General features: G+C 68.7%; 17 protein-coding genes and 1 pseudogene. 10 read left to right on the top strand and 8 right to left on the bottom strand.

Annotation, left to right across the window (positions count from 1 at the left end; genetic code table 11):
- The first annotated feature begins 52 nt into the window (after nt 1-52).
- Nucleotides 53-1,156: an IS630 family transposase gene (locus U9R90_RS00650; protein ID WP_411057588.1), complete on the top strand. Its 1,104-nt coding sequence runs from the start codon at nt 53-55 to the stop codon at nt 1,154-1,156.
- Between the two features lie 195 nt (nt 1,157-1,351).
- Nucleotides 1,352-1,858, top strand: a complete 507-nt coding sequence (locus tag U9R90_RS00645; RefSeq protein WP_411054375.1) for a DinB family protein — start codon at nt 1,352-1,354, stop codon at nt 1,856-1,858.
- Between the two features lie 59 nt (nt 1,859-1,917).
- Here the strand turns inward: U9R90_RS00645 and U9R90_RS00640 are convergent.
- The 5 genes and pseudogenes from U9R90_RS00640 to U9R90_RS00620 all read right to left on the bottom strand — a co-directional run.
- Nucleotides 1,918-2,318: pseudogene (locus U9R90_RS00640) on the bottom strand (IS5 family transposase); the annotation flags it as partial.
- Nucleotides 2,319-2,457: 139 nt separating this feature from the next.
- Nucleotides 2,458-3,498, bottom strand: coding sequence for a ComEC/Rec2 family competence protein (locus U9R90_RS00635; RefSeq protein ID WP_411054374.1), 1,041 nt, complete (start codon nt 3,496-3,498; stop codon nt 2,458-2,460).
- A complete protein-coding gene (locus U9R90_RS00630; protein ID WP_411054373.1) occupies nt 3,498-4,286 on the bottom strand; it encodes a hypothetical protein in 789 nt (262 codons plus the stop codon). The genes U9R90_RS00635 and U9R90_RS00630 overlap by 1 nt, the downstream gene beginning before the upstream one ends.
- Before the next feature lie 31 nt (nt 4,287-4,317).
- A complete protein-coding gene (locus tag U9R90_RS00625; protein WP_411054372.1) occupies nt 4,318-4,800 on the bottom strand; it encodes a hypothetical protein in 483 nt (160 codons plus the stop codon).
- On the bottom strand, nt 4,797-5,975 hold the full coding sequence (locus U9R90_RS00620) for a caspase family protein (RefSeq protein WP_411054371.1): 1,179 nt from the start codon (nt 5,973-5,975) through the stop codon (nt 4,797-4,799). Before U9R90_RS00620 ends, U9R90_RS00625 begins: the two co-directional genes overlap by 4 nt.
- Before the next feature lie 89 nt (nt 5,976-6,064).
- On the opposite strand from U9R90_RS00620, the gene U9R90_RS00615 reads away from it, so the two are divergent.
- From U9R90_RS00615 to U9R90_RS00595, 5 genes are all read left to right on the top strand, one after another.
- Nucleotides 6,065-7,153, top strand: a complete 1,089-nt coding sequence (locus U9R90_RS00615; RefSeq protein WP_411054370.1) for a T6SS phospholipase effector Tle1-like catalytic domain-containing protein — start codon at nt 6,065-6,067, stop codon at nt 7,151-7,153.
- A gap of 275 nt (nt 7,154-7,428) precedes the next feature.
- Nucleotides 7,429-8,067, top strand: coding sequence for a hypothetical protein (locus tag U9R90_RS00610; RefSeq protein WP_411054369.1), 639 nt, complete (start codon nt 7,429-7,431; stop codon nt 8,065-8,067).
- Nucleotides 8,068-8,107: 40 nt separating this feature from the next.
- A complete protein-coding gene (locus U9R90_RS00605; protein WP_411054368.1) occupies nt 8,108-10,543 on the top strand; it encodes a WD40/YVTN/BNR-like repeat-containing protein in 2,436 nt (811 codons plus the stop codon).
- 199 nt (nt 10,544-10,742) lie between these two features.
- On the top strand, nt 10,743-12,122 hold the full coding sequence (locus tag U9R90_RS00600; RefSeq protein ID WP_411054367.1) for an FAD-binding oxidoreductase: 1,380 nt from the start codon (nt 10,743-10,745) through the stop codon (nt 12,120-12,122).
- A 732-nt stretch (nt 12,123-12,854) separates the two neighbouring features.
- Nucleotides 12,855-13,571 (top strand): TSUP family transporter, encoded by a 717-nt coding sequence (locus U9R90_RS00595; RefSeq protein ID WP_411054366.1) that lies wholly within the window; start codon nt 12,855-12,857, stop codon nt 13,569-13,571.
- A gap of 143 nt (nt 13,572-13,714) precedes the next feature.
- Here U9R90_RS00595 and U9R90_RS00590 read toward each other — a convergent pair whose 3' ends face one another.
- Genes U9R90_RS00590 through U9R90_RS00580 form a run of 3 tightly spaced genes read right to left on the bottom strand, consistent with a single transcriptional unit; the run spans nt 13,715 to nt 16,282 of the window.
- Complete coding sequence (locus U9R90_RS00590) at nt 13,715-14,485, bottom strand: class I SAM-dependent methyltransferase (RefSeq protein ID WP_411054365.1); 771 nt, start codon at nt 14,483-14,485, stop codon at nt 13,715-13,717.
- Between the two features lie 13 nt (nt 14,486-14,498).
- On the bottom strand, nt 14,499-15,311 hold the full coding sequence (locus U9R90_RS00585; RefSeq protein WP_411054364.1) for an LLM class flavin-dependent oxidoreductase: 813 nt from the start codon (nt 15,309-15,311) through the stop codon (nt 14,499-14,501).
- Nucleotides 15,308-16,282 (bottom strand): alpha/beta fold hydrolase, encoded by a 975-nt coding sequence (locus U9R90_RS00580; RefSeq protein ID WP_411054363.1) that lies wholly within the window; start codon nt 16,280-16,282, stop codon nt 15,308-15,310. Before U9R90_RS00580 ends, U9R90_RS00585 begins: the two co-directional genes overlap by 4 nt.
- On the opposite strand from U9R90_RS00580, the gene U9R90_RS00575 reads away from it, so the two are divergent.
- The 3 genes from U9R90_RS00575 (at nt 16,235) to U9R90_RS00565 (ending at nt 20,072) form a co-directional block, all read left to right on the top strand.
- Nucleotides 16,235-17,164 (top strand): LysR family transcriptional regulator, encoded by a 930-nt coding sequence (locus tag U9R90_RS00575; protein ID WP_411054362.1) that lies wholly within the window; start codon nt 16,235-16,237, stop codon nt 17,162-17,164. The genes U9R90_RS00580 and U9R90_RS00575 overlap by 48 nt on opposite strands.
- Before the next feature lie 315 nt (nt 17,165-17,479).
- Complete coding sequence (locus U9R90_RS00570; protein WP_411054361.1) at nt 17,480-19,603, top strand: PE-PGRS family protein; 2,124 nt, start codon at nt 17,480-17,482, stop codon at nt 19,601-19,603.
- A gap of 208 nt (nt 19,604-19,811) precedes the next feature.
- Nucleotides 19,812-20,072 (top strand): hypothetical protein, encoded by a 261-nt coding sequence (locus tag U9R90_RS00565; RefSeq protein ID WP_411054360.1) that lies wholly within the window; start codon nt 19,812-19,814, stop codon nt 20,070-20,072.
- The last annotated feature ends 99 nt before the right edge of the window (nt 20,073-20,171 follow it).

Here is a 20,171-nt window from a genome sequence, read left to right as displayed (position 1 = left end):
CCCGGCCTGCCCGATAGTCCCGACCGCCACCGAACGTGAGCGGTTGAAGAGGATGGCTTACGGCCACAAGATTGAGCACCGGCTGCGGATACGCGCGCAGGTCGTCCTGCATGCGGCACAGGGACGCCCCAACGCGCGCATCGCCCACGAGACGGGCCTGCACTTGGACACGGTCCGCGTCTGGCGCGGCCGCTTCGCCCGCGGCGGGCTGCGGGCCCTGGCCGACCGCAAACGCTCCGGACGTCCCGCCCTGTTCACTCTCGTGCAGGTCACCGAGGCCAAGGCGCTGGCCTGCCATCTTCCCGCCGAGACCGGCGTACCGCTGTCGCGCTGGTCGTGTCCGGAACTAGCCGCCGAGCTGACCGCGCGCGGGATCACCGACAGCGTCTCCGCTTCCACGGTGCGCCGCTGGCTGCGCGAGGACGCGATCAAGCCCTGGCAGTTCCGGTCCTGGATCTTCATCCGAGACCCGGACTTCCGCGCCAAGGCACAACGCGTCCCAGACCTCTACGCCCGCACCTTCGAGGGCGTCGCGCTGGGTGAGGACGAGTACGTCGTCTCCAGCGATGAGAAGACCTCTGTCCAGGCCCGCTGCCGTTGCCATCCCACCCTGCCCCCGGGCCGGGCCCGGGCGATGCGCGTCAACCACGAGTACGGCCGCGGCGGAGCTCTGGCCTACCTGGCCGCCTGCGACGTCCACCAAGCGAAGGTCATCGGCCGCTGCGAGCCCAAGACCGGCATCGTGCCCTTCATGACCCTGGTCGAGCAGGTCATGACCCAAGAGCCCTACGCCAGCGCGAGACGCGTCTTCTGGGTCGTCGACAACGGTTCCTCGCACCGCGGCAAGAAGGCTACCGACCGGCTCGCCGCCCGATTTCCCAACGCCGTCATGGTCCACACCCCCGTCCACGCCTCCTGGACGAACCAGATAGAGATCTTCTTCTCCGTCGTGCAACGCAAGGTCGTCACACCGAACGACTTCACTGACCTTGATCAGGTCAGAAATCGGCTCCGAGCGTTCGAAGACCGCTACAACGCCACGGCACAGCCGTTCCAGTGGAAGTTCACCACCACCGACCTGGACGATCTGCTGGCCAGACTCGATCGGCACACACTCGCCGACCAACAAGAATCCTCTGTCGCCCTGGCCGCATGATCAACCTCCGAAGAATTTCCGGAGCCGACCACTTAGTGGGTGTTTGAGCGCGTACGTCGCTCCGGTGGCCGACCCAAAGCCGTACAAGAACAGGTAGAACTCGGCCGTGGCGACTACAAGGAGCTGGGTGGGGCAGGTTGGGCCAGCCGTTAAATGCCTCGACATCGGGTGCGGTGATCGGGGACGCTTCGCGCGATGACAAGAATCGACGACACGCCGCCCGCGTGGGACGAGCGCACCCAGCTCACCACGTTTCTCGATTACGCACGTGACACCGCCCGCGCCAAGTGCGATGGCGTCTCGGCGGAGAACGCCCGCAAGGCGCTCCTGCCGGGCTCACCGCTGATGACGATGAGCGGAGTGATCAACCATCTCCGCTGGGTCGAGTACTACTGGTTCCAGGTGGTCTTCCTCGGCGAGGAAGACCAGGGCCCCTGGACCGAGGAGGACCCCGACCGCGAGATGCGTATCGCCGTCGACTTCCCGCTCACGCAATTGCTCGACGCATACGCCGAACAGAGCGCCCGCTACCGCGAACTGGTCGCCGGGAATGGCCTGGGCAAGCAGGCCCAGCGAGCCATCCGCGACGGCCTCCATGTCGACCTGCGCTGGATCCTCCTCCACCTCACCGAGGAGACAGCCCGCCACAACGGCCACCTGGACATCCTGCGCGAGATGCTCGACGGCACGACCGGCGACTAGATCCGGCAGAGATCACGGGCGGAGCCAGAGTCGGATCGAGGCGACGGTGACGGTGACGGTGCCTCGTCGGGGCGGTGCTGCCGGGGCGTGCGTCCTTTCCCGGCACTCGTGGCCGTTTTCTACGAGCCCCGGCGGCGTGCTGATGGGCCCGGCAGGAGGTCGAATCGACGCTTACCATCGACCAGTCGATCCGGCCTTCCGCGTCGGCGTCGGCCAGGACGGCCGCGAAGATCCTGTCCCAGGTGCCGTCCGCCGACCAGCGTCTGCGCCGCTCGTACACCCTCTTCCAAGGACCGAAACGCGCAGCTAGATCCCGCCACGGCACCCCCGTGCGCAGTCGATACAGGATCCCATTGATGACCCTGCGGTGACCGGCCCAGCGGCCGCCGCGCTGCCCGGACTTCGGCAGATGCGGCTTCAGCCGGGCCCACTCCGCATGCGTTAAATCTCCCCGCCCCATGCTCATGCCAACGAACGAAGCCACGACGGTCACAAGATCCGCCGGACAAGCCCCAGCGTCACCCGCACCGCGCGGCCAGCGTCACCCGCACCGCCCCGTGGCGACGTAGCCCACGGGAATCCGGCGCCCCGGCCGGCGGTCAGAACTCCACGGTGACAAAGCCGTCCTCGTCGGCGGGTGCGGGTGCCAGCACGCGGTAGCCGAACTCCCGCTTCAGGCTGCCGAGGTCCCAGTTCGCCGCCCGCTCTCGGTAGTTGAAGACGAGGTCCTTGGTCGCCCCGCCGTTCTTCAGGATCCGGGCGATGGTGATGTCATCCGGATGGCCGTGGATCTTTCCGTTGGTGGAGATCAGGTAGCGCCCGCAGTCGAGGAGGCCGAGGAGCTCGTTCGAGAGGTTCCTGGCGCTGCCGTGGTGGGCGACCTTCAGCGCGTCGATGCGCAGGCGCCCGCCCTCGCCCTCGGCGCGTGGCCGGACCGAGGCCACCAGACGCGGGTCGTCGGCGTCGCCGGTGAAGACGATCCGGGTGCCCTTGAACTCGAACAGCAGGCTGATGCTGGTCGGGTTCGACGGGGAGCCGTCCCGCTTGAACGGCGCGGCGGCCAGCTTGTCGACGTCGATCACGCCGAAGCGTTCGATGCCGGGCACCTCCTCCCTCTCCATGGGGTCCACGCCCGGGATCAGCCCGGCCTCCTGGCGCTTCGCCTTCCACGTGGGAATCAGCGACTCCAGCAGACGGCGGTCCGGCGCGAGCACCTCCATCGTGGATCCGTCGTCGAACCAGGTCAGCGGATGGCCCACTTCGATGCTGCGGCCGTCGAAGGCCTTGTTCCAGGGGAGGCGTTGGGTGATGAGCGCGGTGGTGAGCTCCTCCCCGTCCACCGCGCCGAAAATCTCGCGGTCGTGAAGATGGTCGAAGCCGTTGAACCACACGTCCCCGAACTCGACCGGTCGGTCGCGGTCTTCAAGCAGCGCCAGTACGCCGAGGATGTGGTCCTGGTCGACATGGGTCACCACGAGCACGTCGATCCGGCCGTCCAGTTCGGCGAGCAGCGGCTTGATCCGCTCGTAGGTGCCGCGCCGTCCGCCGTCGAAGAGGATTCTCCGGATGAAGTCGTCGTCACCGTATTCGAGGAGCAGGCAGTCGCCGTCCTCCGCGGGCAGCATCCTGAGCCGTATCATCACGCACTCCCTTGCCGCAGGTCGAGAATCAGGAACGGCTCACGCATGTCGGCCAGCCAGGACAGCCGGCGCGCCTGGTCGAGGCGCTCTACGCACTCGGAGTCGTCGGGGAAGGCGGAGAGTCCCTCGACGAGCCAGACCAGCCCGAGCGTATAGAACGGGATGCCGCGGTCGAAGGCCTCGATCAGCCCCTTCCGGGCCCCCTCCCTGTCCGGCGAGGCGCGACGCAGCAGCCGCACCGCCCGCAGGATCGCCCCGTCGCTGAGCCAGCGGAAGGAGTCGGCGAGCCGCTCCAGCCACGGGTCCCAGTACGTCTCGTCCCTTGAGTGGTCGGTACCGATGAGGACGTAGGCGCCGGCCGCCGCCGCGAGCGGGTTCTGGAACTTGGAGTAGAGCATCGCCTCGACATCGGTGAAGAGCTGGGCCGCCATGTCCAGGGCTCCCTGGGCCATATACGCGAGCCCCGCGCCGACCGCCGGGTCGCGGACGGCCACGGAGGCCGCGCTGCCGGTCGGGCTCTGCCGCAGGTTGACCAGGACCTCGACCTCGCTCGTGCCCCAGGGCAGAGGGAGGGTGACCAGCCGTACGGATCCGGCGGCCTCCACGACCAGGAACTGCCGCGTGCCGGGGGGCTCGCCATGGGCTCCGACAGGACCGTCCGGACCGAAGTGGTAGAGCGGTGTGACCGTATCCCCGCGCACGTCGGGCGCCAGCAGGGCGCGGGGCTCGCCCCGGGCGATCAGCTGGGCAACCGGGCGATCCGGCGGGTTCTCCGCCAGCGCCAGCATCGACGCGAAGGTACAGCTCGTGGGCGCGGCGTCACCGACCCAGGTGGCGAGCCCGCTCAGGGCTACGGCTGCCTCGGGAGTGGCATCGTCCGGCACGGCGGGGGTGGGGGTGGGGGCGACCATGGACCGTGAACCGTGAGGCGACCGACTCGGCGAGCGGGGCCTGGGAGGAACTGTGGTAGACCGGGCCCGGCTCGATGTTGCCCATGAGGTACTGCCAGGAGTGCGTCTCGTACGGCGAGTCCGTCATGTGGAACTCCACCGAAGTCTCCTCGCCCTCCACTGCCACGGCGTTCTCCGTCAGCACCAGCCCGGACGGCAGGGTCGCCGACACGAGGTAGCGGCCGGGTGCCACCGAGTACAGCTTGGGCTGGGGCGGACTCCCACAGGGGATCAGGATGTTGCGCTGGTCCTTGACTTCGAAGTCGGACGAATAGATGTCACCGACGATCATCGCGTCGTTGGACTCTCCCGCGGAGGAGAGGAAGATCCTGACCGCGAGTGTGGCGCTCATGGCTTGGCCAATCCGATGCGGAACAATGGTGGGCGGGCGTCGAGTTGGTCCTTGCGTACGTCTTCGTGTCCGAGGACGGCCTCGACCTCGTACCGGCCGAACGGCAGGGACAGGGCCCACTCGCGGACGTCGGGCTCTTCGCCGGGGGCGGGCGGCGGGCGTCGCCGTTCCTCCTGCCCGTCGCGTCGGCATATGAATTCGGCGAGCGCGTTGTCCTCCTTGGGCCGGCACCCGATGTACACGGGGACGACCGGGTCGCTTCTCAGCTCGTGGAAGTCGAAGTCGAACGACTCGGGGCTGACCGGTGTCGCGGCGCTCGTGAGGGTGCCCGCGAAGGAAGGCTCTTTCATGAAGCGGGTGATCGCGTGCTTCAGAGTGCCGGTGGTCACCCGCCACACGCGGTCTTCGGTGTTCTCGCTCCCGGCGCCGTCGAAGCTCCGCAGCAGCGCGCTGGTGAACAGACTGACGTCGTCGGAGCGTGCGAAGGACTCCTCACCGTGCAGGGTCGCGTAGATGACGGCGTGCTCTCGTGGCAGGAACCCGTCGGGCCGTCTGTTCCCGGAGATCGGGACCTGTCCGAGGTTGTCCGTGCCTACCACTTTGACGAGTCTGTCGGAACCGGCCCGGCAGGCGTCGACGAAGAAGACCTGCTGGGCGGCCTTGCAGCTGCCGAGTCCCCGGCGCAGCGCCTCGAAGTGCAACGCGCCGTTCAGCGGGCTGTGCAGGTCTGCGAACATGTCCGCCGCCAGAAGAGACGTGTCGACACCCAGCGAGACACCGTGGCCACAGAAGTAGAAGACCAGCCGGGCCTGGTCGTGGTCGCCCCGGACCTTCCACTCCTTGACGGCGGCCACGATGTTGTTGATGGTTGCCGTTTCCACAACGTGCGGCTTCCCTGTCCGCGGGTCGAAGAACGGGCCGGGAGCCGCCTCGCTCAGCAGGAGTGCCAGGCTTCCCAGCGGCCTTCCCGTGTCGTGGTACTCGTCGATCATCCAAGTGGCGAACTCGCGCGCCGAGATGGGGGGTGAGGACAGCTGCCGCATCCCCACAGCACCCGGGTGGTCCGTCGGCGACGGGCCGCCGTCCAGATGCGTGTACGCCCCGACCCCGATGACGAGCGCGTGAGTGGACGCGGGCCCCGCGTTCTCGTCCAGATGCACCGTGAAAGCGGCCATGGGACCTCCTGTGACGCATCGGCAGGCCGGTGGGAGGTATTGCTCCTATTATAGAAATGAATGCGGGCAACTGTCCCTCGGAGACCGTGATGGGTAAGAACATCGTGGTGTGCCTGGACGGTACGGGCAATCAACTCAAGGCTCGCGGCAATACCAACGTCGTCAAGCTCTACGAGATGCTCGACCTCCGCGACCCCACCGCGCAGATCGCCTACTACGACCCGGGCGTCGGCACCTTCTCCGCCGCCGGCGCCTGGTCGCCCCCGGCCCGCAAGCTCTCCAAGCTTTTCGGGCTCGCCTTCGGCTCCGGACTCAAGGCCAATCTCGCCGAGGCCTATACGTATCTGATGCACCATTACGAACCCGGCGACCGGATCCACCTCTTCGGCTTCAGCCGGGGTGCCTACACCGCCCGCGCCCTCGCAGGGCTACTCAAGTCCGTCGGCCTGCTCCGCCCCGGCTCGGAGAACCTCGTCCCGTACGCCATCGCCGTCTACACCAAGAACCGGACCTTCAGCAAAGACGACTGGAAGCAACTGCACAAATTCGCTGGCGCGTTCAGCAGGAAAGTGGACGAACGGACGGGCATCCCGGTCCATTTCATGGGGCTGTGGGACTCGGTGAAGGCCGCCGGACTGCTGCGCTGGAACCTGCGCTGGCTCTACACCCGGCGGATCCCCAACGTCGGCCGGGTCCGCCACGCCGTCTCCATCGACGAGAAGCGCCGACCGTACGAGGAGTACCTCGTCCTCCCCCCGAAGAAACCGGGGGCACCGGGCCCGCTGATCGAGGAGGTCTGGTTCGCCGGAGTCCACTCCGACGTGGGCGGCACCTTCGAGGACGACGACCCGAAGCAGCCAGAAGACGACCCGAAGCTGTCCACGGTCGCCCTCAAGTGGATCGTGGACGGTGCCCTCGACTCCGGCCTGCTGCTCAAGGACAGGGCGTACGCGAAGCACGTCACGCTCGGCCCCGCTCACGCGCTCGGCACGGTGCACCGCATGGGCGCCGTCTGGGCCCTGCTCACCTACCGGCACCGCCGCGTCCCCGACGGCGCCCGGGTACACGAGAGCGTACGGCTGCGCATCGAATCCGACGACGCATACGGGAAGCGGATCCCGGCCGGTGTCGGCTGGGCGGACAAGGACTGGCTGTCCCCGCATCCGGGCGCCGGCTGACGGGATCAAACCGCGTAGAGGGCTGGGCAGTTCGAATTGCAGCCATCCCCGCGCGGAGGGACGATGGAAGTCAGTCGCGGCCCACGGCCGGGCCCCGGCCTTGCTCGGTTCCGTAGGGCGGCCCGCACGCGGCAGGGCTCCGAACCCGTGATTCCGCATTCCGCATTCCGCATTCCTGCGATGTTCCACCTGGGGGCCGGATGGCGAGAGTCCCGCGCGGCGTGGTCGATGCGCGCGGTCGACAAGCCGTCGTACACGATCACGAAGGCGCTCTGATGGCCGTGGACCTGGAAAGCGGTGTGCTGCTGTGGCGCCACGGGCCAAGTCTGCGGCCGTGCGCCCTGCTTGTCGGGTCGCTCGTGGCCCTGCGGATCCGTCCGTCGCCGACACTGGTGGTCGTGGTGCTCGATGCCGCGACCGGTGAGGACCGCTGGACGTCGGAGCCGGTCGACCTGCCGCCATGGGCTCGTTGCACCCTCAACGACACCCGCGATTTCACCCTGCGCACCCAGACGGACGACGATGCCGTGGTGATCCACTGGGTGGCCCGCACCTGGTACGGCGGTGGTGCCGCACCGAGCCAACGGGTCCTGAAGGAATCGACGCGCGAGGCACACGGCGCCCTGCGGGTCGATCCGGCGGTCCCTTCGGTGGAGGTGCTGCCGGCGGCGGACCTGCCGGAGTCCGCCGACGCCGATGTGGCCCCCCTCGTACCGCAGGCGGCTCGCCCCCCACAGCCGGCCGCCGATGTGCTGGACCAGAGTCAAGTCGGCGACATACGCGTGGAACTCGCCCTTCACCCCGACTCCGGCGCCATCGTCCTGAGAGCGGTGGATCCCCCCACCGCCGCGGTCAGGTGGGAGGTGGAACTGGACCACGCGACCACGAGGCGGGCGCCCAAGCTTCCGCCCTAGCCACACCTCCACACGTTCTCATCTCAGACAGGGGCGCATCATGGCCATCTCGGACGAACAGCTGGCCCGGTCGAAGCACATCAGCGTCGAGCAGGTGCATTTGCTGTGTGCAGCCCGCGGTACGACGAACGAGACCCTTGAGGCCCTGCCCGAAGCCGCAGTTCGGCGGGCGCTTCTGCGTCTCGACTATCCCGACCTGCCCACGGCCCGTGGGCTCTTCCGCCTCAAGCAGGAGCAGAGCGACGACGGCCGTGTCCAACCGAACGCCCTCGGCACGGCCTACGAGCAGGGCCAGGCTCTGCTGAGTGGCGAGGCCCCACCGGTGACCGCGGGCATACCGACCGGCCCGAACGGTCAAAGACCCGGGGGAGGGCCGGCCCCGACGGCCGGGATGCGGCTGGCCCACTGGGTGTGGCTCGGCCCCGGAAACATTGGCGGGCGTACGCGCGGCATCGTGATCCACCCGGTGCAGCCGGACAGGATGTGGGCCGTGAGCGCCGGGGGCGGCGTGTGGCACACCGAGAACGGCGGTGCCCAGTGGGCTCCCGTCGACGACTTCCTGGAGAATCTCGCTTGCGCCTGCATCGCCATGGACCCCTCCGACATGTCCACGATGTACGTGGGGACCGGTGAGGCGTTCCACAACCTCGACGCCATCCGGGGCAACGGCATCTTCCGCACGACCGACGCGGTCAGCTGGAATCCGATCGTGGCCACCCAGACCCCGGACTTCCAGTTCGTGAGCCGGATCGCGGTGTCGCAGTCCGGGAAGGTCGTCCTGGCCGCCACCTCCACCGGCCTCTTCCGCAGTGCCGATCCCGCGCGTGCGACCTGGACCAAGGTCCTGAACAGCCCCCTCGGCGACGTCAGATTCGATCCGCAGGACAGCAGCAAGGCGGTCGCCGGGGCGCTGCGGGACGGTGCGGCCTGGTTCAGCCGGGACGGCGGTCTCACCTGGGCCCTCGCGGTCAACGGCCAGTGGAGCGGGCGGGTCGAGCTCGCCTACGCGGAGATGGACCCGGACATCGTCTACGCGTCGGTTCAGATGACCACCGGCCAGATCTGGAGGTCGCAGGACGGCGGCGCGACCTACCACAGCAGGACGATACTGACCCCGGGCGGCCTCCCAGCAGACTTCCTGGGCAGCCAGGGCTGGTACGACAACACGATCTGGGCCGGGGACCCGACCGACGCGGACCTGGTGCTGGTCGGCGGCGTCAATCTGTGGCGCAGCACGGACGGCGGTGACCACCTCTCCGAGATCAGCACCTGGTGGGATCCTGGCTCGGCCCACGCCGACCAGCACGCCATCGTCTCGCACCCCTCCTACGACGGGGTCACCAACCGAACGGTGTTCTTCGGCAACGATGGCGGGGTGTTCAAGGCGGAGGATCTGGCGGACGTCGGAAGCGAGCCGCAGCCTCCGTTCGTGAACGGCTGGACCGAGCTGGTGAACAACTACGGTGTCACCCAGTTCTACGGCGGCGCGGGCCACGTCGGCAGCGGAAGGATCATCGGCGGAGCGCAGGACAACGGCTCGCTCATCTTCGACCCGGCGCTCGGCACCGAGGACTGGCGGACGTTCTTCGGCGGTGACGGCGGCTGGTGTGCCTCCGACCCCACCGACCCCGACGTCTTCTACGGCGAATACGTCTTCCTCAACATTCACCGCAACACCGATGGCGCCACCACCGACGACACACAGGGTGATCGCTACATCAGCGGCCAGTTCTTCAACTTCGCGACAGGCGACTGGGACTGGAAGCAGGTGCCGTTCCGCATCACGGACGCGAAGAACGAGAACGCGCTCTTCATCGCACCGTTCGTCCTCGATCCGAACAACGAGAACCGAATCCTCGCGGGCGGGGTATCACTGTGGCAGACGAACAACGCCAAGCAGCCCAACACCTTCACCACCGGCCCGACCTGGAAGGCGATCAAGCCCAACGCGGGCACGATGATCAGCGCGATCGCGGTGGCGCGCGGTGACTCGAGTGTGGTGTGGGTGGGCCACGAGGACGGCATGGTCTTCCGTACCACCAACGGCACCGCGACAACGCCCACGTGGACGCGGGTCGGCGTGACGGGCCCGAACCCGCTGACGCCACGGCGCTTCTGTACCGGCATCACCGCCCACCCGACAGACCCCGACACCGTCTACGTCGCGTTCGGCGGATACGAGAGCGGCAACCTGTGGGTGACCACGGACGGCGGCGCGCGGTGGACCAACCTCGCAACCGCGCTGCCCGCCGCCCCGATACGGGCCGTTGCGGTGCATCCGCGGCGGACGAAGCTGCTCTACTGCGGAACCGAGGTCGGGCTGTTCGCCAGCGAGAACGCCGGCGCGAGCTGGTCGTCCACGAACGAAGGCCCGACCAACTGCTCGGTCGACGACCTGTTCTGGATGGACGAGACGCTGGTCTGCGTGACGCACGGCCGCGGGATGTTCCGGATCGACCTGTCGGCGGTCCCGTAGAGCGCCCCGGTCGTCGTGGAGGAGCCACTTGGCTGGGATCTTCGTTCCACGCCGGGTGGGGTGATCGGCACGACCTGACAGCCTCTATTTTCCTTACGTACCGATGAATAGCGCTATGTGCGTCCTGATACAGATTGCGAGGTTCTGTAGATGGCGGGACGCTGGTCGTATCCCCTGGATTGTCCGATGGGAGGGCGTCATGGACGGTACGACTGTGGAGGCCATGCGAACCGCACTGCGTGGTCCGGTCATCGGCCCGCAGGACCCGGAATACGATGAGGCCCGCAAGATATACAACGCAATGATCGACCGGCGTCCCGCCGCAATCGTGCCGTGCAGGGACGCCGGGGACGTGATGAACGCGGTCGACTTCATCCGCGATCACGGGCTCGAGCTGGCGGTTCGGGGTGGCGGCCACAGTGGCCCCGGCCTGTGCCTGGTGGAGGACGGCGTCACGATCGACCTGTCGCCGATGCGGTGGGTGCGCGTGGACCCGGTCGCGAAGACCGCGCAGGTCGGGGGCGGTGCCCAACTGGGCGACCTGGATCATGCCGCGCATGCCTTCGGCCTCGCGACGCCTGGCGGCATTATCTCGACGACCGGCGTCGGCGGGCTCACGCTCGGTGGCGGGCACGGCTATCTCACCCGCAAGTACGGCCTGACCGTGGACAATCTGCTGTCCGCTGACGTGGTGCTCGCTGACGGCAGCTTTGTGACCGCGAGCGAGGACGACCACCAGGACCTGTTCTGGGCGCTGCGCGGCGGCGGCGGGAACTTCGGCGTGGTGACGTCGTTCACGTACCGGCTACACCCCGTGCACACCGTGGTCTTCGGGGTCACCTTGTGGTCGCTGGACAGCATTGGCGACGTGCTGCAGTGGTACCGCGACTTCCTGCCTTCGGCGCCCGAGGACCTGTACGGCTTCTTCGCCGGCCTCGTCGTGCCGCCGGGGCCGCCGTTCCCGGAGGAGATCCACGGGCGCAAGATGTGCGGCGTGGTGTGGTGCTGGACGGGGGACCTCGACGTCGTCGACAAGGCCTTCGCGGCGGTGACGGACCCCGCGCCGCCCGCGTTCCACTTCACGGCACCCCTTCCGTACCCCGCGGTGCAGAGCACGTTCGACGAGCTGATCCCCACAGGGCTGCAGTGGTACTGGCGCGGCGACTTCTTCGACCGGATCACGGACGGGGCCATCGACGTGCACGCGAAGTACGTGGAGGGCATCCCGACCGACCTGTGCACCATGCACCTCTACCCGGTCGACGCCGCTGGCCAGCGGGCCGGCCAGGGCGACATGGCCTGGGCCTACCGCGACGCGGTCTGGTCCGGAGTCATCGGCGGCATCGACCCGGACCCGGCCAACGCCGAGACGGTGCGGCGGTGGGCCGTCGACTACTGGGAGGAGCTGCACCCGCACTCGATGGGCGGTGCGTACGTGAACTTCCTGGGAGCGGGCGAGAGCCAGGACCGCGTGAAGACGACGTACCGCGGCAACTACGACCGCCTCGCGCAGATCAAGCGGACGTACGACGCGGACAACCTGTTCCACGCGAACCAGAACATCAGGCCCGCTCAGTAGTGCACTTGGGGCGGTGGATGACGAACGGTTCGGTGTGGCCGTAGATGCTCCACAGGCCGCCCGAGACGCCGAGGACGGTGTGCTCGGTGCCGACGAGGGGCAGGCCGTGGGTCGTCGGGCAGGGGAACGACCATGGCCAAGATCGCCGACTGCTTTCCTCGCCGGGAACCACGGCTGCTGGCGCGGGAGGTGGCCCGGGGGTTGGAATCGGCCTGTGCCAGGTCGCCGTCCACTTCACCTACGCCCCCGCGAGGATGGGCATCAAGGCCTGATGGTTCGTCGGCGACGAGGTCTACGGCGGCCAGGAACTGCGCCATGCCGCCCGCGGTTTCGGCTTCGACTACGCGCTCGCCGTGCGCGCCGACCACCGCGTGAACACCCCGGCCGGCCGCTTCAGCGCCACCGCCCTGCCCCTGCCCCGCCGCGGCCCAGGTGTCCACAGCCAACTACCGCGACTCCGGGGCCGGATCGGTCCGCGACACGGGCTCCGGACCCCCTCCACCGTGACTTCGTCGCCACCCCCGCCGAACCGCTGCTACGTCGCGGCCCTTTGGTGGGCTGCCGTACGACCAAGGACGGCCCTCGACGGCCCGCCCTACGGATCAGGCGTCACGCCCCGCTCCCCCCGCGCTCGTTCACAGGAGCCGGGTGGCGGATCCCAGCGCACTACCTCATGGTGGAAGAGGCGGGCATCGCTGCTGACTTCGCGGTCTGACAGACTGAGGAGCACTGATGGAGCCGTTTCTGCTTCCAGTTGTGTTCCTGGCTGTGGCCGCCGCATTCACATTGTCCGCTTCGGCCGGGTTCGGTGGCAGCCTGGTTCTTGTTCCCACGCTGGCGCTCGTACTTGGTACCAAGTCCGGGGTGGCGTTGGCGGCGCTTCTTCTTGGCGCCAACAACCTGGTCAAGGTATTCGCCTACCGAAAGACGCTCCCATTCCGCAAGGCGGCCGTTGTCATCGCCCTGGTCGCCGCAGGATCATTCCTGGGAGCCAAGTTGCTGGATTCCGCGCCCGAACGGGTGGTGACCCTCGCGGTCATCGCTGGCTTCGCTGCCGCGTTTCTGGTCGAAACGATCGATCTCACCCGCTGGCGGCGATCTGGTTCCCCAGTGATGGCGTTCGCCGCGGGTGCGACGTCCGGATTCAGCGGCACGTCCGGACCCCTCAAGGGACTTGCGGTCCGCGGGCTGGCCCTGGATCGCCTCCACCTCGTAGGCGCGCTTTCTATGGCCTCACTCGTCGGGGATGCCACGAAGACCGCCGTCTGGACGGATGCCGCGCTACTTAGGGGCGGGGACTACCTCGTCGCCGTGGCGTGTCTGCCGCTGATGTTCTTCGCGACGTTTCTCGGCAAGCGCTTCAACACGAGAATCGGCGAGCGTGGATATACAGGCCTGTTCTGGACTGTTATGGCGGGCTACACCGGGCGCCTGGTGGCCGGTCTGTAAGGACGAGTTGACGCCGAGTTGATATCCGAGATCCGCGGTAAGGACCTGGACCGGGGGTGTTTGCGGACAGTCCCGGATCCCGCCCTTCGCAGGGCGGGACCGGAGCGGGGGCAGTGAATCTGGCGGCGGCCGCTTGCAGGTGGTCATCGCCGGCGCGCGTTGACCAGCCAGGCGCGGGAGTCGAACCATACGCCGTTGCCGGTGTCGTGCGCGTCGAGAGTCGCGTAGAGCCGCTCGAGTGCGCGCTTGGCGGACGCGGGATCCAGATCGGTGACCAGTTCCTTGGTCATCCACAGCTGGAGTACGGCGGCACGCGCGCGGTCGGCGTCCGGGCCGTAGTAGACGGGCTCGCGTACGTCGACGACGTCCACTGCGGTGAAGCCGGCCGCGGTCAAGTGGCCGACCACGACGTCCGGATCGGCCAGTGTGAAGGGATCGACGGCCGCTCCGGCCGACGTCGACGACGCGTGCCCGCGGGGGAGCGCCGCCCGGATCGCGGTATGCCACTCCTGACGGTCGGCGGCCTGCCAGACCAACTGTACGAAGCGCGCACCTGGACGCAGGGCTCGCCCGATGTTGGCGAACGCGGCGATGGGGTCGGAGAAGAACATCGTGCCGAACCGGCTGACGCCCAGACTGAAATGCTCCGGCGGGAAAGCGTGGGCGAGGGCGTCGGCCTGTACGAAGCTGACATTGCGGAGCCCTCCCGTCTCGGCCTGTTGGCGGGCCCGCGCCAGCATCGGGCCCGAGACGTCGATGCCGAGCGCGGTCCCCGGCGATGCGGCTCGGGCCGCGTCCCGGGTGGTCTGGCCGGTGCCGCAGCCGATGTCGAGGACATGGTCGCCGGGTCGGATGTCGAGGGCCTTCCACAGCCGTTTGTGATAGCGAGCGAGCTCCGAGTCGTAGTCGAACAATGCGGTCGCCTCCTTATGCCGCTGGGCCGTCGAGGAGTACGCCCCGCACGGTGTCGAGTCGTACACCCGGGTTGAACTCCGGCAGCCACCACGTCGCGCCGGCCTTCGCGTACGGCTCGGGATCGACACCGAGCGGCAGAGCGACGGCGATGTCGTACGAGGCCATCTCGCCGTGGCGCAGTGCGGTGAGGGTGCCGACGACCTCGGCGAGCTGGTCCGGGTGCGCGAGATTGGCCGGGAAGAAGCCGTCGAGCCGGGCGGCCCGGCGGATCGGCTTGGCGTTGCCCGGGAATCCGGCGGCCCACACCGGCACGCCGGGCTGCTGAACCGGCCGTGGCAGAAACGCGATGTCGTCGACGGTGTAGTGGTCGCCGCGGTGGCGCACCGGTTCGCCGGACCAGGCGGCGGCCAGGATCGCCAAGGACTCGTCGAGCATCTGCCCGCGCCGCCGGTCGTCGAGCTGCTCGCCGGTCTTGGACAGCTCGTCGGCGAACCGGTCGCTGCCGAGGCCGACGCCGAGGGTGAGGCGGCCGTCGCTGAGCCGGTCCAGCGTCGCGGTCTCGCGCGCGACCTTGGCCGGCCGTCGACGGGCAAGTGTCGACACCATCGGGCCGAGCCGCAGCCGCTCGGTCGCGGTCGCGATCGCCGCCAGCGCGATCCACGGGTCGGCGACTTGTCGGACCGGCGCCCGCCAGCACAGCTGATCCCATACGAAGCAGCCGTCCCATCCGGCTTCCTCCGCGTCGGCGGCGAGGCGCGCGACCGCCCGCGGGTCGGCGAGGTCGTCGAAGAGCGGCAGCCACAGTGCCGATCGCAGCCGGTTCATGGGCGGCCGACTTCCGTGTGCCGCACCAGGGCCGATACGAAGTCATCCCACACCGGCCGCGGCAGGTCATGTCCGGCCCCCTTAAGGACCAGCAGCTCCGCCCCGGGGATCGCGTCGCGCAACGCCTCACCGTGCGGCAGCGGCAGGAAGGGGTCATGGTCTCCGTGGACCACGAGCGTCGGCGCCGCGATATCGCCGAAGCCGCCTCGGACCGGCCCATCGAACTCGATGGCGTAGTGGTTGACCAGAGTCGACGCGTAGCTCTTGGCGCGCGCCACGTCATGTTCGGCCAACGCCCGGATCGCGGCCTCGTCGAAGTATGGCGAGCCACCGGCGTACGCCCGCGCGCCGGCGACCACGTACTCGACGGCCTCGGCCGCGTCGGAGGAATCCGGCTCGGCCGGCATGGCCAGGTCGCTCGATGGCGGCGGCAGGTCGTCGGCCCCGGTCGAGCTCGAGACGAACGTCAGCGACGCGACCCGATCGGGATGGTCCACCCCGAGGATGAGTCCGCTCCCGCCGAACATCGACTGACAGACCACATGGGCGCGTTCGATGCCCAAGGCGTCCTGGATGCCGAGCACGTCCAGAGTCAGGTCGGTGAACGAGTACGCCGGTCGCCCCGGTGGGCAGCAAGCCGAGCGGCCAGTGTCCCGATGGTCGTAGCGGACCACGAACCGACCACGGACGGCGATCCGTTCGCACAGTTCGGCGTCCCACCACAGCATCGAGGCAGCCGACCCGGCGACCAGAATGATCGCCGGGTCCGTGCGGTCTCCGAAAGTCTCGACACACAGCTCGACGCCATTGATCTTGAGGAGTTGCTCGCCGTGGGATTGATGAGGAGTCATGTCTGGCACGCTAAAGCCCGTGACTCCATCGTGGGAAACGATGATTTCCGATCGATTCAATCGCTCACAGCAATGGATATCGCTACGCTGGAACGCGTGACCGACGTCGAGCTGCGCCACCTGGCGGCGATGGCCGCCATCGTCGAGGAGGGCTCGTTCGGTCGGGCGGCCGCCCGTCTCGCGTACACCCAGTCGACGGTGAGCCAGCAGATCGCCGCCCTGGAGAGGGCCGTCGGCGGTCCGGTGTTCGACCGGCCGGGCGGTCCCAAGCCGGTACGGCTCACGCCGCTGGGCTCCGTGGTCCTCACCCACGGTCGCGAACTGCTGGCGAGGGCAGAGGCATTGGCCGATGCCGTGGACCGGTTCAAGGCGGGAGACGGCCGGATCGACATCGGCACGTTCCAGAGCGTGTCCAACGTGATCCTGCCGTCGGTCGTACGCCGGCTGCGAGACGAGCACCCCGGCTGTGACATCAGGTTGTCCGAGGAAGAGCCGGAGCAGCCGCAGATCGGTGACCTCGACCTGCTGTTCTACGACGGCCGCATCGACGGCGACGTCGAGCGCCTCAAGCTGCTCGACGACCCGTACCTGCTGGTCGCCGGCCCCGGTACCTTCCCCGAAGGCCCGGTCCCGCTGGAGCGGCTCGACGGCGCACCGATGGTGGCCTGGCCGCTGACCTGCGACCAGCCCGGGATGGAACAGGCCATCGCCCGCAACGGCGCCCGTCCACAGATCGTGTTCCGCACCGCGGTCAACGACACCCTGTTGTCGATGGTGCGCGCCGGCCTGGGATCGGCGGTGCTGCCCTGGCTCGCCATCCGCGGTGCCGATGTCCCCTCCGACGACAGGCTGCGCGTCCACGAGCTCCAGCCATCCCTGCCGGCGCGGGAGATCTACCTGCACTGGCGGGCCGGACGTACCCACTCACCACTTGCCAGCCGGGCCATCGAGATCGCCGTCGAAGTCGCAGCCGAGCTCGGGCCGCCGCCAGCCAGTGTGTGATGCATGCCAGTTGTCCTCGCCCAGGCGCTGCTCACCCTCCACCTCCCGCGCCTGAGCATCCGAGCCAACGGCCTGCCGGAGTGATCTCCGCACCAACGTCCGTGCACAGGCTGGCAGCGGCCGGGCCCGTGGGCGGGGTCACCATTCAGCCGATGATCTCGTGGAAGAAGTACACCGCGGCGGTGAACGCCGCGCCCCCGGCGAGAGCGGCGCCAGCGAGGGTCCCGCCGAGACCTCAGCCGCAGGTAGGCACGCATTCCGCACCCCACCGTCCGTCGGGAAGGCCGACTGCCGCGTCGGGCAGGATGAGTTCCCATGACGGGTGGGAGAGACAAGCTCATGGAGCTGCTGCAGCGCGCGGGGCTGGAAGTCGTGGGGGACTGGAGGATCGAGGAGGTATTGCCGCCCCAGGCCGCTTGGCGACCGGTCATCTCGGGTGACGCCAAGGCGACCGTCGCCGTGCGGGAAGACCTGTCCGACCTGGTCGCCGAGCTCAACGCACAGTGGCACCGGCTCGCGGCCGGCAACGGGATTATTGGCGAGGACGGCGTGTTCCTCATCGATGTCGCCGGCCACTGGACGGGCTGTGCGCCCAGGCGCTGGACGCGGGTGCGGCTCACTCGTCAGTGGGATCTCGCCGGAGCCCTCGGTGAGCGGCCCGGGCGGCCGCAGTTCGTCACCCTCTCGACGGACGGCAGCACCCTGGTGGGGGTGACCACCGAGGAGGACGAGGTCTGGTTCACTGTGCTGGACCGCATCGGAGAGCGGCAGGAGGCAGCTGCGCGGGCCGCAGCCCGGGAAACCCCTCGGGAGCGGGAGGCTGCTTGGGCGGCACCGCTCCAGGGACCGGGGCCTTCGGCGAAGCTGCGTGAGATGTGGGCGCATGGGCTGGCCCTCAACCCGGCCGCACCCGATGACCTCCGCGCCCGCCTCCTGGGCCTGTCGCACTTCCTTCTGTGGCGCCCCCTGCCGACGGCGGTCGTCGAGGCGGCCGTGGTCCACCCTGAGTGGAAGCTGCGGCAGTTGCTGGCTGAGGCTCAGCCGAACATCACCGCTGAACAGTGGGCCCACCTGATCCTGGGCGAGCAGGAATCCCGGCACCGCTGGATCCTCACCACGCTCGCGGCCGACCGGCGTGCCGAACTCACCGACGCCGCGTACGAGCAGCTCGCCGTGGATCCGTCCGCCCGGGTCCGCGAAGAGGCCGCTCGCCTTCCGGGACTGCCCATACGGATACTCACCGCCCTGGCCGCCGACGTTGCCCCGTCCGTACGGGCCTCGGCCTGCCGGAGAGCTTGGCCTCGTTTGGCCACCCCTGCTCGGCGTGAGCTTCTGCGCGATCCCGCTGGCAAGGTCCGCGTTGAGGCACTGCTCCAGCACCACCGGGAGCACCCGATGCCCCGATCGGTCCTTGCCACTGCGGAACTCCAAGACCGCGTGGTGGAGATCTGTCGTCTGGAGCGCGGCCTCGCCGAACACCTGGCCCACCACGACGATCCGGCCCGACGACGCTCCCTCGCGGACAACCCGTACCTGGACCCGGACCTGGTCGACCTCCTCGCCCAGGACCCGGACAAGAGCGTCCGCTTCACCGTCTCCATGCGCCCGGACATCACCGAGGAACAGCGGGCGGGCATCGACATCGACTTCGATCCGGCCATCCGCTCCTACCCGCTCGACTGGGTCACGGCGCTGCACGACGACCCCGACGCCATGCGCCGGTTGGCCTCCTCTTCCCACCCCCTCGTGCGCAGGAGCGTCGCCCGGGCCCAGCGCCTTCCGCCGGACGTCGTCGAACGCCTCGCCCGCGACGAAGACCGTGTCGTCCAGCTCTTCCTCGCGGAATCCTGCGACGATGCGCCCGCGGACATGCTGCTCAGGGTGTGGCAGTGGTGGACCGGCAGCCTCAGCACCCCCGATCGCCCCCACGGCCATCCGAACTTCCCCCGCCGTGACCTGCTCCGCTACGCCGACGACCCGAACCCGCGAATGCGTCAACTGGCCTTGGACGACCCGGAGTCGACAGCCGAGCTGGTCGAGCGGTTCAGCCGGGACAGCGATGAGGAAGTACGGCACCGGGCCGCGACCGACCCCCGGCTGGCACCGGAATCGGCGGTGCGGCTGCTTGAAGACCCGCACGAGCGCGTGCGCCACGCGGCCGCCCGGCACCCGCACGGGTGCTCATCCGGCTTCTGCGGGACACCGACAGCGCACAGGCGGCAGCCCGGCACCCAGCATTGCCCACCCCCGTCATGGAACAGATGCTCCAGCGGATCCAGCGTCCGGCCAGTGTCACGCCGGGGCCATGAGCCGGTGGACCGATGGCTGTGCGCCGACCCCGCGATCGGTGGGCACGGTCGATGGTCGTCTTCGAATCCTTCGCACCCTCGCCAAGTACGGCTCGGGCCTGGGCCTGGAGGACTTCACGGAGTGGCGTGACGACGACTCCAAGAGCTGCCTGACCCATCGGGAGGACAAGTCGAAGCAGTCGAAGACGGGCGGACGCACGAGCGTCAGCACTGAGCGCGTCACGGTAATCAGGACTCTTCCCAGATGCCGTGACGTTCTCGCTGACGGCGGACCGGCCAAGGATCCGTGGCCAGGACTCTCAGCGCGCAAAGTCCTCGACGTGCCACCGGTGGATGGGGTGAAGACTGCCGCCATCGCTCCCGACACGTGGTTCGCGCTCGTGTGGGCAGCCTGGACCTACATCGACAACTTCAGCGCGGACATCCTTGAGGAGGTCACCCGCTGGCGGAGTCTGCGAACCGCGGGGCGGAAAGTCGACCATGAAGCCGGAGAGCAGATTCTCCGGGCCTGGCTGGCCGATCCCTCTCACAAGATCCCCGTCCGGATCGCCCTTTCGGGCAGCGAGGTCCGATCCCCAGATCGGCAGCCCCCTGCCTGATCGGTGACTGGGGGCGCGACTCGTACAGCGCGACCGCGTCCGCCTTGGACCCCGGCGGATAGTTCTTCCTGACCACGAGATGTCCGTTCTCAGATCCAG

It is taken from the genome of Streptomyces sp. E11-3 (assembly GCF_046540415.1).
In the GTDB taxonomy this organism is placed as follows: domain Bacteria; phylum Actinomycetota; class Actinomycetes; order Streptomycetales; family Streptomycetaceae; genus Streptomyces.
Note: the sequence above shows the minus strand (reverse complement) of the source record. Positions and strands in the feature narration are given on the sequence as shown.

Bases quoted from the DNA above. Each gene is read 5' to 3' on its own strand.
- U9R90_RS00650 (WP_411057588.1), top strand. From the start codon at position 53: ATGGCTTACGGCCACAAGATTGAGCACCGGCTGCGGATACGCGCGCAG.
- U9R90_RS00645 (WP_411054375.1), top strand. From the start codon at position 1,352: ATGACAAGAATCGACGACACGCCGCCCGCGTGGGACGAGCGCACCCAG.
- U9R90_RS00635 (WP_411054374.1), bottom strand. From the start codon at position 3,498: ATGATACGGCTCAGGATGCTGCCCGCGGAGGACGGCGACTGCCTGCTC.
- U9R90_RS00630 (WP_411054373.1), bottom strand. From the start codon at position 4,286: ATGCTGGCGCTGGCGGAGAACCCGCCGGATCGCCCGGTTGCCCAGCTG.
- U9R90_RS00625 (WP_411054372.1), bottom strand. From the start codon at position 4,800: ATGAGCGCCACACTCGCGGTCAGGATCTTCCTCTCCTCCGCGGGAGAG.
- U9R90_RS00620 (WP_411054371.1), bottom strand. From the start codon at position 5,975: ATGGCCGCTTTCACGGTGCATCTGGACGAGAACGCGGGGCCCGCGTCC.
- U9R90_RS00615 (WP_411054370.1), top strand. From the start codon at position 6,065: ATGGGTAAGAACATCGTGGTGTGCCTGGACGGTACGGGCAATCAACTC.
- U9R90_RS00610 (WP_411054369.1), top strand. From the start codon at position 7,429: ATGGCCGTGGACCTGGAAAGCGGTGTGCTGCTGTGGCGCCACGGGCCA.
- U9R90_RS00605 (WP_411054368.1), top strand. From the start codon at position 8,108: ATGGCCATCTCGGACGAACAGCTGGCCCGGTCGAAGCACATCAGCGTC.
- U9R90_RS00600 (WP_411054367.1), top strand. From the start codon at position 10,743: ATGGACGGTACGACTGTGGAGGCCATGCGAACCGCACTGCGTGGTCCG.
- U9R90_RS00595 (WP_411054366.1), top strand. From the start codon at position 12,855: ATGGAGCCGTTTCTGCTTCCAGTTGTGTTCCTGGCTGTGGCCGCCGCA.
- U9R90_RS00585 (WP_411054364.1), bottom strand. From the start codon at position 15,311: ATGAACCGGCTGCGATCGGCACTGTGGCTGCCGCTCTTCGACGACCTC.
- U9R90_RS00575 (WP_411054362.1), top strand. From the start codon at position 16,235: ATGGATATCGCTACGCTGGAACGCGTGACCGACGTCGAGCTGCGCCAC.
- U9R90_RS00570 (WP_411054361.1), top strand. From the start codon at position 17,480: ATGACGGGTGGGAGAGACAAGCTCATGGAGCTGCTGCAGCGCGCGGGG.